This is a genomic window from Chryseobacterium proteolyticum, assembly GCF_046591535.1.
In the GTDB taxonomy this organism is placed as follows: Bacteria; Bacteroidota; Bacteroidia; order Flavobacteriales; family Weeksellaceae; genus Chryseobacterium; species Chryseobacterium proteolyticum.
In genome coordinates, this window is the sequence record NZ_JBJLWK010000006.1 from 213,451 (window position 1) to 228,069 (window position 14,619).

The 14,619-nt window shown below is 37.6% G+C and carries 16 protein-coding genes; 14 read left to right on the forward strand and 2 right to left on the reverse strand.

From position 1 onward, the window contains the following. Positions 1-200 precede the first annotated feature (200 nt). The 7 genes from ACJ5H0_RS20520 (at position 201) to ACJ5H0_RS20550 (ending at position 8,046) form a co-directional block, all read left to right on the forward strand. Positions 201-1,091 carry an aspartate carbamoyltransferase catalytic subunit gene (locus ACJ5H0_RS20520; RefSeq protein WP_172277892.1) on the forward strand — a complete coding sequence of 297 codons (891 nt, stop codon included), beginning with the start codon at positions 201-203 and terminating at the stop codon, positions 1,089-1,091. 86 nt (positions 1,092-1,177) lie between these two features. Further along, positions 1,178-2,251 (forward strand): carbamoyl phosphate synthase small subunit, encoded by a 1,074-nt coding sequence (locus ACJ5H0_RS20525; protein WP_345989393.1) that lies wholly within the window; start codon positions 1,178-1,180, stop codon positions 2,249-2,251. 53 nt (positions 2,252-2,304) lie between these two features. Beyond that, the gene (locus ACJ5H0_RS20530; RefSeq protein ID WP_172277896.1) at positions 2,305-2,658 is read left to right on the forward strand and encodes a four helix bundle protein; all 354 of its coding nucleotides are present in this window, start codon (positions 2,305-2,307) and stop codon (positions 2,656-2,658) included. Positions 2,659-2,717: 59 nt separating this feature from the next. Further along, entirely contained in the window at positions 2,718-5,900 is a 3,183-nt protein-coding gene (gene carB / locus ACJ5H0_RS20535; protein ID WP_345989389.1) for a carbamoyl-phosphate synthase large subunit, read from the forward strand. Between the two features lie 501 nt (positions 5,901-6,401). After that, positions 6,402-6,530 carry a hypothetical protein gene (locus ACJ5H0_RS20540; RefSeq protein WP_411251845.1) on the forward strand — a complete coding sequence of 43 codons (129 nt, stop codon included), beginning with the start codon at positions 6,402-6,404 and terminating at the stop codon, positions 6,528-6,530. 247 nt (positions 6,531-6,777) lie between these two features. Further along, the gene (locus tag ACJ5H0_RS20545) at positions 6,778-7,362 is read left to right on the forward strand and encodes a hypothetical protein (protein WP_411251846.1); all 585 of its coding nucleotides are present in this window, start codon (positions 6,778-6,780) and stop codon (positions 7,360-7,362) included. A 180-nt stretch (positions 7,363-7,542) separates the two neighbouring features. Further along, positions 7,543-8,046, forward strand: coding sequence for a hypothetical protein (locus tag ACJ5H0_RS20550; protein WP_273647567.1), 504 nt, complete (start codon positions 7,543-7,545; stop codon positions 8,044-8,046). A 35-nt stretch (positions 8,047-8,081) separates the two neighbouring features. Here the strand turns inward: ACJ5H0_RS20550 and ACJ5H0_RS20555 are convergent, their stop codons facing one another. After that, the gene (locus tag ACJ5H0_RS20555; RefSeq protein WP_411251847.1) at positions 8,082-8,933 is read right to left on the reverse strand and encodes a pepsin/retropepsin-like aspartic protease family protein; all 852 of its coding nucleotides are present in this window, start codon (positions 8,931-8,933) and stop codon (positions 8,082-8,084) included. 124 nt (positions 8,934-9,057) lie between these two features. Here ACJ5H0_RS20555 and ACJ5H0_RS20560 point away from each other — a divergent pair, with 124 nt between their 5' ends. The 7 genes from ACJ5H0_RS20560 to ACJ5H0_RS20590 all read left to right on the forward strand — a co-directional run bounded on the left by ACJ5H0_RS20560 (position 9,058) and on the right by ACJ5H0_RS20590 (position 13,644). After that, entirely contained in the window at positions 9,058-9,834 is a 777-nt protein-coding gene (locus ACJ5H0_RS20560; RefSeq protein ID WP_411251848.1) for an isocitrate lyase/PEP mutase family protein, read from the forward strand. Then, positions 9,834-10,877, forward strand: coding sequence for a bifunctional transcriptional activator/DNA repair enzyme AdaA (locus tag ACJ5H0_RS20565; RefSeq protein WP_172277909.1), 1,044 nt, complete (start codon positions 9,834-9,836; stop codon positions 10,875-10,877). Before ACJ5H0_RS20560 ends, ACJ5H0_RS20565 begins: the two co-directional genes overlap by 1 nt. Positions 10,878-10,925: 48 nt before the next feature. Further along, a complete protein-coding gene (locus ACJ5H0_RS20570) occupies positions 10,926-11,459 on the forward strand; it encodes a Crp/Fnr family transcriptional regulator (RefSeq protein WP_411251849.1) in 534 nt (177 codons plus the stop codon). A gap of 54 nt (positions 11,460-11,513) precedes the next feature. Continuing rightward, positions 11,514-12,068, forward strand: coding sequence for a DinB family protein (locus tag ACJ5H0_RS20575; RefSeq protein WP_411251850.1), 555 nt, complete (start codon positions 11,514-11,516; stop codon positions 12,066-12,068). Between the two features lie 78 nt (positions 12,069-12,146). Continuing rightward, positions 12,147-12,752 (forward strand): DUF2911 domain-containing protein, encoded by a 606-nt coding sequence (locus ACJ5H0_RS20580; protein WP_172277915.1) that lies wholly within the window; start codon positions 12,147-12,149, stop codon positions 12,750-12,752. Between the two features lie 5 nt (positions 12,753-12,757). Beyond that, a complete protein-coding gene (locus tag ACJ5H0_RS20585) occupies positions 12,758-13,288 on the forward strand; it encodes a GNAT family N-acetyltransferase (RefSeq protein WP_172277917.1) in 531 nt (176 codons plus the stop codon). Beyond that, positions 13,285-13,644, forward strand: coding sequence for a cupin domain-containing protein (locus tag ACJ5H0_RS20590; RefSeq protein WP_172277919.1), 360 nt, complete (start codon positions 13,285-13,287; stop codon positions 13,642-13,644). The genes ACJ5H0_RS20585 and ACJ5H0_RS20590 overlap by 4 nt, the downstream gene beginning before the upstream one ends. Before the next feature lie 84 nt (positions 13,645-13,728). Here the strand turns inward: ACJ5H0_RS20590 and ACJ5H0_RS20595 are convergent, their stop codons facing one another. After that, the gene (locus tag ACJ5H0_RS20595) at positions 13,729-14,472 is read right to left on the reverse strand and encodes a dienelactone hydrolase family protein (protein ID WP_411251851.1); all 744 of its coding nucleotides are present in this window, start codon (positions 14,470-14,472) and stop codon (positions 13,729-13,731) included. Between the last annotated feature and the right edge of the window lie 147 nt (positions 14,473-14,619).

Consider the following 14,619-nt stretch of genomic DNA (forward strand, 5'->3'; position numbering starts at 1 on the left):
AATAAGGTGTGATTAAAGTTTTTTAATTTTTTTAGAACTTTAGTTTTGTCAATTCGGTTAATTGTTATATCTTTGCACCTAATGAATAAAAGAGTATTTATATCATTAGATTTACCGGGCGAAAGCGCCCTTTACGATATTTATTGTTATTAAGCGAAGATTTTGTCTTCGCTTTTTTTATGTAAAAAAATTAAGATATTATGTTTACGATTGCAGAACTAAGTACAGAGAAAATCAACAGTATACTAACAGAAGCGCTGGCTTTTGCTGAAGGAAAAACAGCTAAAATTGACGGTGAGGTTTTTTGCTCAAATCTGTTTTTTGAAGACAGCACCAGAACAAAGACAAGCTTCGATGTGGCTGAAAGAAAACTGGGATTGCAAGTGGTTCCTTTTGATGCTTCTCACAGTTCAGTAAATAAAGGCGAAAGTTTATATGACACTGTGAAGACGATCGAAAGTATTGGAGTAAACTTAGTCGTAATAAGAGACAAAAAAGACGGGTTCTTCGAAGAATTGAAAAATATCAACATCCCTGTGATCAACGGGGGAGACGGAACCGGAAACCATCCATCACAATGTATGCTGGATCTCATGACCATCTACCAGGAGTTTGGGAAATTCGAAGGACTGAAAATAGGAATCGTAGGAGATGTGAAACACAGCAGGGTAGCCAACTCGAATGCTGAGGCATTAAGAAGGTTAGGTGCCAAAGTATATTTTTCTGGGCCTGAGCAATGGTTTGATGAGGGAGCCTTAATCAACGGAACATACCAATCGGTAGACGAGCTGATCCATGAAGTGGATGTCCTGATGCTGTTGAGAATTCAGCACGAAAGACACGATGCTAAAATGAGCTTTTCAGCATCCGAGTACCATAGAAAATACGGATTAACAAAAGAAAGGGAGCAGGCAATGAAGAAAGGAGCTATTATTATGCATCCGGCACCGATCAACAGAGGAGTGGAGATTGACACAGATCTTGTGGAATGTGAACGTTCAAGGATCTTCAAACAAATGCAGAACGGGGTTTTTGCAAGGATGGCCATACTGAAAAATGCATTGGAAGAAAAAGGATTTAAATTTAAATAATTATTGTAAAAAGTATTAATGTAAAAGGTATTCATGAAAATCGTTAATACGTTAATACATGAATACATTATACAACAAAAATAAAAATGAAAAAGAAATTAATATTAGAATCCGGAGAGGTTTTTTACGGAGAAGGTTTCGGAGCAGAATTGGAAACTGCAGGAGAAGTGGTTTTCAATACCGGAATGACGGGATATCAAGAATTGATTTCCGACCCATCTTATTGTGGTCAGATTGTATGTATGACGTATCCGCTGATCGGAAATTACGGGATCAACCGTGATGATTATGAAAGTATTGAGCCGGCTATTAAAGGTCTTATTGTAAAAGAAATTTGCGATTTACCATCAAATTTCCGTACGCAGATTACTTTAGATGAATTATTCAAAAAGAAAAACCTTTCAGGAATTTCAGGAATTGACACAAGAAGACTGACAAGGATTCTTCGTAATTCAGGAGTTGTAAAAGGGAAAATCGTGAACGCCGATGCAGATGAAAACACAATCGTACAGGAATTAAAATCAACAACTTTCCCTACCAACCAGGTAGAAACAGTTTCTACAAAAACACCATATGCTAATCCGGGAAGAGGGTTTAAAGTGGTGCTGGTAGATTTTGGTTCCAAACTGGGAATCATCAGAGAACTTTCCCAAAGAAACTGTGATATTATTGTTGTATCACACGATACTACAGCCGAAGAAATTTTATTAATGAATCCGGATGGAATTATGCTTTCAAACGGTCCTGGTGACCCTGAAGATAATCCTAAAGCTTTGGAAATGATCCGTGGTCTTTTAGGAAAAGTTCCCATCTTTGGAATCTGTCTCGGACACCAATTGATCGGATTAGCCTGCGGAGCTAAAACATTCAAATTGAAGTTCGGACACAGAGGAGGTAACCACCCGGTGTTAGATTTAGAGAAAAACAAAGTTTCAATCACTTCTCAGAACCACGGTTATGCAGTGGATCAGGAAAGCCTTAAAGGAACCGATCTTATCGAAACACACATCGCCCTGAACGACAGAACAAATGAAGGATTAAAACACAAAATCCACCCTTGTTTCTCTGTTCAGTATCACCCGGAAGCAAGCCCAGGCCCTGAAGATGCGAACTACTTGTTTGATGAGTTTATTGATTTAATGGAGAAATTTAAGAAGTAATAATATAGACATCAGATATCAGACACTAGACTTCAGACTTTAATAAAGTAAATATGCACAACTTTGAGAAATTACTTTTCTGGCAGAAATCAATTCAACTTGCAAAAAAAGTTTACCTTGTTTGTGTTGATTTACCGAAGGATGAGAAATTTGGCTTGATTTCTCAAATTAAAAGATCCGTAGTCTCAATTCCATCTAATATTGCGGAGGGAGCAGGAAGAAATAATGATAGAGAATTTTATCATTTTCTGGGTATTGCAAATGCCTCTTCTTTTGAGCTACAGACACAGCTAATATTAACAAGAGAATTGGAATTGCTAAGTGTGGAAAAAGTCGACAGTCTAATATCACAACTGAATGAAATTCAAAGAATGATTTATACATTCAAATCTAATTTAAAAAAGTAAAACACAATGTTGGAAGTCTGAAATCTGACATCTAACATCTTGTATCTAAAAAAAAGAAAATGGCAAAACGTACAGATATAAAAACAATTTTAGTAATTGGTTCCGGGCCTATCATCATTGGACAGGCTGCCGAATTCGATTACGCAGGAACGCAGGCTTGTTTGTCTTTGAGAGAAGAAGGCTACAGGGTAATTTTGATCAACTCAAATCCTGCAACGATTATGACGGATGTGGAGATCGCTGATAAAGTATATATCGAGCCGATATCCCTTCAGTTTGTAAGTCATATCATCAGAAAAGAGCGTCCGGATGCATTGCTTCCTACTTTGGGAGGACAAACCGGATTGAATATGGCGGTAGAATTAGAGAAATCAGGGATTCTTGAAGAATGTAAAGTTGAGGTACTTGGAACTAAGCTTTCAGCGATCAACAGAGCGGAGGACAGAGATCTGTTCCGTGAGTTGATGAGAGAGCTGAACGAGCCGGTTCCGGAATCTGATATTGTAAATACAGTGGAAGGAGCACTTAATTTTGCAGAAGAAATCGGATATCCGGTAATTGTTCGTCCTGCCTTTACGATGGGAGGAACAGGAGGTGGAATCGCTTCCAATGAGACTGAATTGAAGGAGATTGCTGAATTAGGATTGAAATACAGCCCGGTTACCCAGTGTCTTATCGAAAAATCAATTGCCGGTTTCAAGGAGATTGAATATGAGGTAATGCGTGATGCGAACGACAATGCCATTGTGGTTTGTAACATGGAGAATATCGATCCGGTAGGAGTTCACACGGGGGACTCAATTGTTGTGGCACCTTCACAGACACTTTCGGACAGAGAGTATCAACTATTGAGAAATGCATCACTGAAAATCATCAGAGCATTAGGAATTGAGGGGGGATGTAACGTGCAGCTGGCCCTGGATCCTCACTCATTCAATTATTATATCATCGAGGTAAACCCTAGGGTTTCCAGATCATCAGCTTTAGCAAGTAAGGCAACAGGATATCCGATCGCTAAGATTGCGGCTAAAATTGCAGTAGGACTTACACTGGATGAAATTATGAATCCGGTTACAGGAAAAACATATGCATGTTTTGAGCCAGCACTGGATTATGTGGTAACCAAATTCCCGAGATTCCCGTTCGATAAATTTGAAACTGCTGACAGAAGACTTTCTACTCAGATGAAAGCTACCGGAGAGGTTATGGCCATCGGAAGAAATTTTGAAGAGTCTTTACAAAAAGCGATCCGCTCTCTAGAAACAGGAATCAGACATCTCGGATTAAAGAAAAAACAGGCAGAAGCGCTTACAGCAGAAGAAATCGAAAGAAGAATCAGAGTTTGTGATGATGAGAGATTATTTATCATCGGGGATGCGTTGAGAAGAGGATATGACTGGGAACAGATCGTAGAATGGAGTAAGATCGACAAATTCTTCATCTGGAAGATCAAAAAGCTTATTGATTTCGAAAAAGTTATTGCAGATAATAAATTCAATAAAGAGACTTTAATTGAAGCTAAAAAATTAGGTTTCGCAGACCTTAATATCGCCCACCTTTGGGAGACGACACAGCGTGAAGTTTTCAACTTCAGAAAAGAAAACGGGGTGATGCCGGTTTATAAAATGGTGGATACCTGCGCAGCTGAATTTGAAAGTGAAACCCCATATTTCTACGGAACCTATGAGGAGGAAAATGAAAGTGTGGTTTCAGATAAGAAAAAGGTTATTGTTTTAGGTTCGGGACCTATCAGAATCGGACAAGGGGTAGAATTTGATTATGCAACGGTACATTCAGTATGGGCGATCAAAGAAATGGGATATGAAGCAATCATCATCAATAACAACCCTGAGACTGTTTCTACAGATTTCTCAATCTCAGATAAGCTGTATTTTGAACCTCTGACGGAAGAAGATGTAATGAACATCATCGAACTGGAAAAGCCAACAGGAGTAGTTGTACAGTTCGGAGGACAAACAGCGATTAACCTTGCAGATAAATTGGCCAGCCATGGAGTAAAGATCCTGGGAACTTCATTAGAAGATCTTGACAGAGCTGAAAACAGAGATAAATTCGAGAAAGCGCTTCAGGAACTTGGAATTCCTCAACCACTGGGAAAAACTTCAACTTCGAAAGAAGAGGCAATAAAGATTGCCAATGAAATCGGATATCCGGTGTTGGTAAGACCAAGTTATGTGTTGGGAGGAAGAGCCATGGAGATTGTATATACAGAAGCAGAACTGGCACACTATATGGAATTTGCGGTAGATGCAAGCCCGGAACATCCGGTACTGGTAGACCGTTACATCACCGGAAAAGAAGTGGAAGTGGATGCCATCTGTGACGGGGAAACTGTAATTATCCCTGGAATTATGGAGCACATTGAAAGAGCAGGGGTTCACTCTGGAGACTCTATCGCAGTGTATCCACCGCAGAATGTTTCTCAAAAAGAAATTGATACATTGGTAGATTACACACAAAGGCTGGCAAAAGGCCTTAATGTGATCGGATTAATGAATATCCAATATGTTCTTTTTGAAGGAAATGTATATGTGATCGAGGTAAATCCACGTTCATCAAGAACGGTTCCTTTCCTTTCAAAAATTACGGATGTGCCGATGGCTAATCTGGCAACAAAAGCAATATTAGGTCAGAAACTAAAAGACCTTGGATATGAAAACGGACTGGTACCTAATAAAGAAGGGGTGTTTGTAAAAGTTCCTGTGTTCTCTTTCTCCAAATTAACAAAAGTTGATATCTCCCTGGGACCTGAAATGAAATCTACAGGAGAAGTTATGGGAAAAGATACAACTCTGGAAAAAGCACTTTACAAAGGTTTGATCGCTGCAGGAAGAAAAGTTCCGATGCATGGCTCTATTCTCTTCACTGTGGCTGATAAGCATAAAGAAGAGGCTGCTGATCTTGCGGCAAGATTCCATGAAGTCGGATTCAGAATCTGGGCAACCGAGGGAACGGCTAAATTCTTTGAAGAGAAAGGAATTCCTTGTAAAATAGGATACAAGATCGGAGAAGAGGATGTCAACCTTATCGACCTGATCCAGAAAGGTAAAGTACAGTATGTAGTTAATACCATGACAAAAGGGAAGCAAGTTGAAAGAGATGGTTTCCAGATCAGAAGAATGAGTGTTGAAAACGGAGTACCATGTTTAACTTCCATGGATACTGTAGAAGCAATTCTAAAAGTAATTGAAAGCATGACTTTCAAAATGGAAGCGATGTAATTCCTGAAAAAATAAATGTAAAACGCACCCTAAGTAATTAGGGTGCGTTTTTTTGTAAAGAATAAATCTTATAGAGATAATAGAGATAATAGAGATAATGAAGAAATCATTGTCTAAATTTGAATGATTCACTATTTTATTTGAATCAATGTATGAAGAAATTTTTAAAATATTTTTCGGATTTTAATTTTCTCGGATCAATATATTATATGAAAAATAAAAGAATTTTCATTGTTGGAGTGTGTATAGTAGTTTTTTTTAACTGCATTTTTTTATGCTTTATTTGAAACCCCCTATAAGACCGTAACAATCAAAGTACTCGATTGTGAATATACTTACAGAGACTATTATTTTGATGATTGGAAACTAAGGGATTCCTATATAAAACCACAACCAACCACAGCATTTGGAAAACAGTTCGCTGAAAAAGAAATTGGGATGTGTTTGTATGGTAAATATTTTCAAACATTACATTCACAATATAAAATTGAACTTTTAAAATTGTTCAAAAACAGTGAAGAGGTAGTGATTACAGAAAAGAATTTTGTAATTGATAAGGAGTTTAAAAATAAGACGGGGTTAAATAAGCCAAAAGACTCTATTGATTTCAATCAATATTATCTTGAGTAAAGTTTTGGTTCTACAATATAAGGTTTACGATATTACAAGGCTTATCATAAAATGACTTCGGACATTTTTCTTACCATAGTTCTAAACGTACTTTAATGAATAATTTAAGGTGTGTTTTTATTTTTGGCAAATATTTTATTGGGTTTATTTTAATGTACGATAAACATTGGAAAAATTAAAGAGAGTAGGTAAAAGGAAATTGATAAATATGTAAATTAGCCCGTTAAAATTTATTAAATAAAATTGAATGAAATCAAAATTTAAAATTTTTGTTTTAGGTGTTTCGTTGACGTCTTTAACGAGTTGTGCATTATCTAATTCTGTTCAGCAAATTAATTATCAATCAGGGTTAAAAATTGATAATAAATTAGCTTCCAGTAAGACTGTTCAGATCGATCCTATGAAAGATACAAGGGGATATCAGGATAATAAAGTTATTTTCTATAAGAAAAACATGTACAACCAAACCATGTCCGGTGCTTATATGGCTGAAAAACCTGTTTCAGAAATCCTTACGGACGCTATAAAAAACGGGCTTAAAGAAAAGAATGTTAACTTAGGCAGCGATAATAAAAGTTTTACGTTAAAATCAGAATTACAAAAAATGGATTACGAAGCCATTTCCGGATTCTCTACTGTTCAGCTGATTCCTCAGATCACCGTAAAGTTTCAGTTGATTGACAATGAAGGAAAAGTGGTTTGGACTGATCTGATAACAGGAAAGGCAAACACAAAAGGAGCCAAATTTGAAAAATTCCTGCCACCGGCTATCGACAATCTTGTAGAGCAGTTGGTCAACAGCCAGGATTTCCTGAATACGATAAAAGAATAATCGATATTTTGATATAAAAAAACAGATAATTTTTTGCCCCGTAAATTTTTTACGGGGTTTTTAGTTGATGTAAACATATTAGTTTTTTTTTGCCGATTTATTTATAAATTAGAGCGTTAAAATTCAGGCTGTTAAAATTGTAAAAAAACTAATAGGAATTCCATCAAATCAAAAGTAACCATGGCAGAATATAACGCAAAATCAAATAATGCTTTATCTTTTGAAGTGACAAAAGATGAGAAATTAATTGGAAAACTTTCTTATAATAGCTGGTTTAAGTTCAATGCAGTCATTGACCTGGCGGATTATTCCCATTATGTAATAGAACCTAAAGGTTTTTGGGGAACAACGATTGAACTGAAATACCATGATCGTGTTCTACTGAAGTTCAGAATGAACTGGAACGGAGAAATCGTCATTCAGACCCATTTTAATGATTGTAAAAAAAGTTATGCCTTTAAGCACAGAGGGATTTTTAAAGAATCTTTCGTGCTGGTGGATGAAGAGGGTTCTGAATATGTAGTGATGAAACCTAATTTTAAGTGGAATAACCCCGATTATGAATACCAGATCGCTACCTCCGAAGCTTTTGAGGAAATTCCTGATAAAGAAATTATATTGATCACTTCATTGCATTGTGCCAATTATTACATGTCTATGATGAGTTCAGCCTCTGTAATATAACCATAGAATGCCCAACATCAGCTAGTTTTTTATTTTTAATTGATTTTATAATAAGGATCGGAGAAATACCGGCTGGGTTTAATATAAGCTGTCTTCCGGTCTGCATCAAATATCCATATGAACCTTTTGATCAGGTCAGCTGCAAAATAACTTACTTTTTGCGTTTTAAGATCTCCGGCAAAGAATCCTGCAGAAACATTTTTTAATGTTGTATTTCCGATTTTAAACTCAGGTAAGATTCCTTGTTTTGTGATCACACTTTTTCCGCTGGAATTCTTTAATGTTTTCTCGACCGTTATTTTTAATTTTTTATCCAGCAGGTTATCTTCTGCAAACTGATTATTGTAGAGCAGTCCACCGGAATATCCCGATTGTAACAGAAAGCGGCAGGTAATCGTTTTCCCATCGATTATATTTTCTGCTTCAATAAACAACTGATCCCTTTCCGGATATAATTTTATAGACTGAAATCCCTCCAGATCGGGTAGATGATCATAAATTACAAACTGATTCTGGTCATAATCGATCTTGAAGGCCTTTCCGGAGAAAGCTCCTGTTCCGAACTTTCCGTCAGCTTCATGTCCGGTCAGTTCATTATCAAAAAAACGCACATTTTTCCAGGTGATTTTTTCCAATTGTACTCTGTTGTTATCACTGATTTCATCTTTATTAAAAATAATATGATCTGCCTTCCGGGTTCGTTGAGGGGATATTGAAGCATCCTCCATGGCAATCTGAAACATCAGATCTAGTGAATCCTTGTCATTAACCAGTGCTTTCACAATAATATTATTGTGCTTGGTTAATCTGAAAGGAATTGTTTCCTGTGCGTGAAGAGTAGTGAGGCCAATAAAGAAAAAGAGTATGAATTTTATTTTTGTCAGCATGGATAAAAGATTTCGGTATAGAAATTAACCTTTATTTTTGAAATATAAAAGAATAAAAATACTTGTTCATTTTTCGGTTGCAAAATATACCCCACAGTACTTAATTTTATAAAAAAAAAGCGAAATGACAAATATTCAAATTTTCAGAGATCTGCATCATGGTAATGAACCTTTATTGGTGGGAAATGTTTGGAATGTACAAAGCGCGAAAGTATACGAAAAGCTGGGCTATAAAGCTTTAGCCACTTCAAGCTCTGCGGTAGCGCATAGTTTGGGGTACGAGGATGGAGAAGAGATGAGTTTTGATGAGTATTTCTATATGGCTGAAAGGATACTGAAATCTGTTCATATTCCTGTATCTGTGGACCTGGAAGCGGGTTATGGAAATACAACCGATGAGATCGTTTCCAATATTTCCAAACTGTCGGCTGCCGGAGCTGTAGGGATTAATATTGAAGACAGTATCGTGGTGGACGGAAAAAGGAGATTACTATCACAGGATGAGATTTATGAAAAATTCCGACCTGTTATTTCAAAACTGAAAGACAATGCTGTTGAGATTTTCATCAATTTCCGCACAGATCCCTTTTTGATGGGAATTGAAAATCCTGTTGAAGAAACTTTGCAAAGAATCCGGATCTTTGAAGAACTGGGAGTGGATGGGATCTTTGTACCGTGTATTACCGATGAAGAGGATATCAAAACCATTGTGAACGCCACGGAGACTCCTATCAATGTTATGTGTATGCCGGAATTACCCGATTTTGAAACTTTAAAAACGCTTAATGTTAAAAGAATTTCCTCCGGTAGTTTTTTAAACGGATACATTTATGATCGTTTGGAAGATGCGGGCCGCGAGGTTGTTGCAAAACAAAGCTTTTCACCTATTTTTATATCATAATGAGGCTTACAGAAGACAGAATGTATCAGGCTTCCCTGGAAAAGGATTCCACATTTGAAGGAACGTACTGGATGGCCGTAAAAACGACCGGAATATTCTGCCGCCCCACCTGCACTGCCAGAAAGCCCAAAAGAGAAAATGTGGAGTTTTTTTTAGACACGAAAGAGGCTATCGCACATGGTTACAGAGCATGCAAAGTATGCAGGCCGCTGGAAAAACTCAATGAAACACCATCCTACATCCGGGAATTGCTGAATGAATTAATGGGTGATGAATCGGTGAAAATTAAGGACTCCGACTTGATCGCGAGAAATATAGAGCCTGTAACAGTTCGCCGTTGGTTTTTGAAAAATCACGGGATCACTTTTCATGCTTTTCAAAGGAAACTGAAGGTAAATAAGGCTTTCAAAAGGATTAAAAACGGGGAAAGCATTCTCGATGCCGCAATGGCCTCGGGTTATGAAAGCCTGAGTGGTTTTAATGAACGCTTTAAAAATATAGTAGGAGTCTCCCCAAAACATACAGGAAGGCAGAAGATTATTGACCTTAAAAGGATTGAAACACCTTTAGGAACCATGTTTGCCTGTGCTGTTGATGAAGGAATCTGTCTTCTTGAATTTACAGACCGGAAAAATATGGACCGGCAGTTTGCTTCGTTGTCAAAATTCCTCAATGCAGAAATCGTTCAGGGAGAAAACAAACATTTCCAGCAGCTCGAAAGAGAATTACAGGAATATTTTGAGGGAAGGCGAAAGTCTTTTGATGTTCCGTTATACATAACGGGTACAGAGTTTCAGGAAAAAGTATGGCAGCTGCTACGTGAAATTCCAATGGGAGAGACCAGGACCTATAAGCAGCAATCTGAGGTTTTAGGAAACCCAAAGGCTATACGTGCTGTAGGAACCGCCAATGGGATTAATAAAATAGCTATATTGGTTCCTTGTCATAGGGTGATCGGGTCTAATGGTGACCTGGTTGGCTATGCCGGTGGCATCTGGAGAAAACAAAAATTACTGGAGCTGGAAAAAGCGATCTTATTCTGATTTTTTATTTAAATTTATAGAACACATCATAACAAATATCCGGAATTTATGAGTTCTGTAAATACCATCCAAACAATGATCGATGCCGGTTTATTTCAGGCTCAGAAAACCATTCAGCGATACCAGTTTTTAAAAGTAAAAGGAGAGACTGATACTCATATTTACTTTGTGCAAGAAGGAAGTGTAAGGATTTTTATCATGGATGAGAATGAAGAACGGATCGTCAGGTTTGGATATAAGGGGAACATTATTGTTTCACTTGATTCTTTTTTATCAGAAAAACCCTCTGATTTTTACATCCAGGCTATAAAAAGGACTACTGTAAAAATAGCCACCAAGAAAAATTTTTATGAGTTGATCCGGTCGGATGACCAGCATCTGAATTGGTGGACCCATGTTCTGGAAGATCTCGTTCTACAACAGATTGAAAGGGAAAAAGATCTCCTGATCTATTCTCCCCGTGAGCGTTTTGAGAGGGTTTTGAAAAGGAGTCCGAAGCTGTTTCAGGAGATTCCCAATAAATATATTGCCAATTATCTGCGCATGAGCCCCGAAACATTATCGAGGCTAAAGAAATCTTGAGTTCAATCAAGATTTCAGAATGGATTAATCCTGAAATTTGTAGAAAAAGGATCAATGAAAATTCTTACCGCTCAATTATTATCAGAATTAAAGGAAATTACGCAAAATAACACCCGGTACGTAGAAACTCTTCTCAATAGAACGGATCAGGAACTCAATTACAGAACCTCTGAAAACTCCTGGACTGTACTGGAATGTATAGCGCACCTTAATCGGTACGGTCAATTTTATATTCCGGAAATCCACCGAAGGATATTATCCTCAGAATTTCCACCCAAAGTTACTTTTTCACCTGGAATTTTAGGGGACTACTTCGCAAAGTCTATGCTTCCAAAAGAGAAGCTTAATCCAATGAAAACATTCAAAACAATGAATCCCATTCACAGTAAATTGGATAAGAACGTGTTGAAGGATTTTATTGAACAACAGCATCAATTACTCGGAATACTTGAGAAAGCTAAAGATATTAACCTTGAAAAGACCAGAACGAACATCAGTATTTCAAAGCTTATTAAACTGAAGCTCGGAGACACTTTACGTTTTGTGATCTATCATCATTTGAGGCATATTGAGCAGGCAAAAAAAGTATTGGAAAGTCTTAAAAATTAATAGTGCGAAAGCAAAAATTATTAAGAATGGGGAGGGCTGTTTTATTTTGATTTCGTAATTTTAGGCAAAAATTTACACGTGAAGAAATTACTATTCGCAGTTTGCCTGTCTGCTTCAGCTTTAAGTTTTGCACAGGATTATTCTGTACCGGCAGCAAGTCCACGTCAGAGAGTGGAACAACAATTTTCGATGTCTAAGATTACGATCGATTATGGAAGACCCGGAGTGAAAGGCCGTAAAATTTTCGGTGAATTGGTTCCTTATGGACAGGTTTGGAGAGCAGGAGCAAACTCTTCGACAAAAATTACTTTCGGACAGTCCGTTAACTTTGGAGGGAAAACAGTTCCTGCAGGAACTTATGGACTATTCATTATTCCAACAGAAAAAGAATGGAAAGTTATTTTAAATAAAGATTTCCAGCAGTGGGGTGCTTACACCTATGATCCAAAGCAGGATGTTGTAGACGTTACCGTACCCGTAAATAAATTAGCAGATAAGCAGGAATGGTTTGAAATTACATTAAACCCTACCGATGAAAATTCCGGAAATTTGGTTATTAAGTGGGATATGGCTCAGGCAGAAGTTGCTTTGAAGCCGGCAAAATTAGATGCGGTGATCAAAATTTCTGATAAGTTGAAAGAAATCAAGAAAATAGAAACCGACGCAGCTAAAACAAAAAGCTAAGACGTATGAATTTCTCTGTTCAACCTATTTTAGAAAATGATGAACTTCAATTAATCCCCTTGGTACAAGGGGATTTTGAATCTGTATACGAGGTAGCTTCAGATCCTAAGGTCTGGGAACAACACCCGAACAAAGACCGTTACAAGAGAGACGTTTTTGAAAGCTTTTTTCAGGGAGCGATGGAAAGTAAAGGAGCTTTTAAAATTATTGATAAAGCATCGGGAGACGTATTGGGAAGCACCCGTTATTATAATTACGACGAAGATGACAGCAGCATCTTTATCGGGTATACGTTTTATGGAACAAAATCCTGGGGAAAAGGCATCAATCCTAAAGTGAAAAAGCTGATGCTTGATTACATTTTTCAGTTCGTGGATAAAGTTCATTTCCATGTAGGAAAAGAAAATCTCCGCTCCCAGATTGCTATGGAACGATTGGGAGGTGTAAAAACAGGAGAAGAAGAGGTTGCTTATTTTGCAGAACCTACCCGGACCAACTTTGTGTACGAAATTAAAAAAGAAAGCTGGCTGAAATGAAAAAATATAAAATTCAGAAATCACCTTTTATCGTTCCCACTACAGATGGGAAACTTATTGAGGAACATTGGGGAAATTCTACGAATAATTCAGATATATCAATTGCTCATATGGTAGCACCTCCCGGTTGGAGCGAACCTCACCAGACTCCTCAGTTTGATGAATTTACCATTATTGTTTCCGGAAAAAAGCAGTTTGAAATTGACGGTGAAACGGTCATCCTTGAAAAGGGGCAAAGCATTCTTGTGGAAAAGGGAGCCAGAGTACGTTACAGTAATCCTTTTACTGAGCCCTGTGAATACATTGCGATCTGTCTTCCCGCCTTTTCCATTGAACTGGTGAACAGGGAAGAGTAGCCACTAATAAGAAACCGGACAGTATATTGATCTCGCAATATAACGTTGTTGTATCGCCAGATCAATACATTGTCCGGATAAAAGCTATTTCAGAATTTCTTTCAAAAACATCAGGGTATGGTTCCATGCTCTTTTAGCCATCACTTCATTGTAATCAGGAGATTTCGGATCAGTAAACGTATGCTTTGAATGAGCATAGGTGATGATCTGCCAGTCAGCAGCCCCGTCGTTCATTTCTTTCACCAGGTTATCATAATCCTGTTGGGTAACTCCTTTATCGTCTGCCGGATTTTCAATCAGCATTTTCGTTGAGATCGGACCGTTCTTTCTTGTCTGATCTTTACCAATGCTTCCATGAATCGATACAACACCGGCTACAGGCATATTGGCCCTGGCAACTTCCAAAGCTCCGGTTCCACCAAAACAATAGCCGATCACAGCTACTTTCCCAGTGGATGCACCGCTCTTTTTAAGCTGTTCTAACGCCAATGAAATCCGTTTTTGGTATTCCGTATAATTTTGTTTGTAATGTCCCGCTGCTTTTCCGGCTGCGTCATTGTCGGCAGGAATATTCCCTTCACCATAAATATCAGCAATAAACGCAATATAACCTTGTTTTTCAAGCTCTACAGCAGCTGTTTTGGCTTCGTCATCAATTCCTTTCCAGGCGGGTAAAATCAGTACTCCCGGAAGCTTTTTTCCGGCATTGGATGTTACAAGGCCATTGAGCTTCTGTGAGCCGTCCTGATAAGAAACGGGTTTTAAGTTTTGACTGAATAATGCTCCCGATGTCATAAAAAGGGTGGTTAATAAGATGGAACGTATCATATTTTGTTATTTTAATTACACTAATTATTCTTTAATAGCTGAAGGAATATGGATGAGATACGATCTTGAAACTGCATGTAAAGAGAGGGGATTTCTCCTCAATAAAGTAACAAAAATGTATCAAAATCCTCATCTAAGTTAATAAAA

Excerpts from the sequence above, each read along its gene's own strand:
- ACJ5H0_RS20530 (WP_172277896.1), top strand. The coding sequence starts at position 2,305 with ATGCACAACTTTGAGAAATTACTTTTCTGGCAGAAATCAATTCAACTT.
- ACJ5H0_RS20575 (WP_411251850.1), top strand. The coding sequence starts at position 11,514 with ATGAAAATTCTTACCGCTCAATTATTATCAGAATTAAAGGAAATTACG.
- ACJ5H0_RS20565 (WP_172277909.1), top strand. The coding sequence starts at position 9,834 with ATGAGGCTTACAGAAGACAGAATGTATCAGGCTTCCCTGGAAAAGGAT.
- ACJ5H0_RS20560 (WP_411251848.1), top strand. The coding sequence starts at position 9,058 with ATGACAAATATTCAAATTTTCAGAGATCTGCATCATGGTAATGAACCT.
- ACJ5H0_RS20550 (WP_273647567.1), top strand. The coding sequence starts at position 7,543 with ATGGCAGAATATAACGCAAAATCAAATAATGCTTTATCTTTTGAAGTG.
- ACJ5H0_RS20590 (WP_172277919.1), top strand. The coding sequence starts at position 13,285 with ATGAAAAAATATAAAATTCAGAAATCACCTTTTATCGTTCCCACTACA.
- ACJ5H0_RS20520 (WP_172277892.1), top strand. The coding sequence starts at position 201 with ATGTTTACGATTGCAGAACTAAGTACAGAGAAAATCAACAGTATACTA.
- ACJ5H0_RS20570 (WP_411251849.1), top strand. The coding sequence starts at position 10,926 with ATGAGTTCTGTAAATACCATCCAAACAATGATCGATGCCGGTTTATTT.
- carB (WP_345989389.1), top strand. The coding sequence starts at position 2,718 with ATGGCAAAACGTACAGATATAAAAACAATTTTAGTAATTGGTTCCGGG.
- ACJ5H0_RS20585 (WP_172277917.1), top strand. The coding sequence starts at position 12,758 with ATGAATTTCTCTGTTCAACCTATTTTAGAAAATGATGAACTTCAATTA.
- ACJ5H0_RS20595 (WP_411251851.1), bottom strand. The coding sequence starts at position 14,472 with ATGATACGTTCCATCTTATTAACCACCCTTTTTATGACATCGGGAGCA.
- ACJ5H0_RS20525 (WP_345989393.1), top strand. The coding sequence starts at position 1,178 with ATGAAAAAGAAATTAATATTAGAATCCGGAGAGGTTTTTTACGGAGAA.
- ACJ5H0_RS20555 (WP_411251847.1), bottom strand. The coding sequence starts at position 8,933 with ATGCTGACAAAAATAAAATTCATACTCTTTTTCTTTATTGGCCTCACT.
- ACJ5H0_RS20545 (WP_411251846.1), top strand. The coding sequence starts at position 6,778 with ATGAAATCAAAATTTAAAATTTTTGTTTTAGGTGTTTCGTTGACGTCT.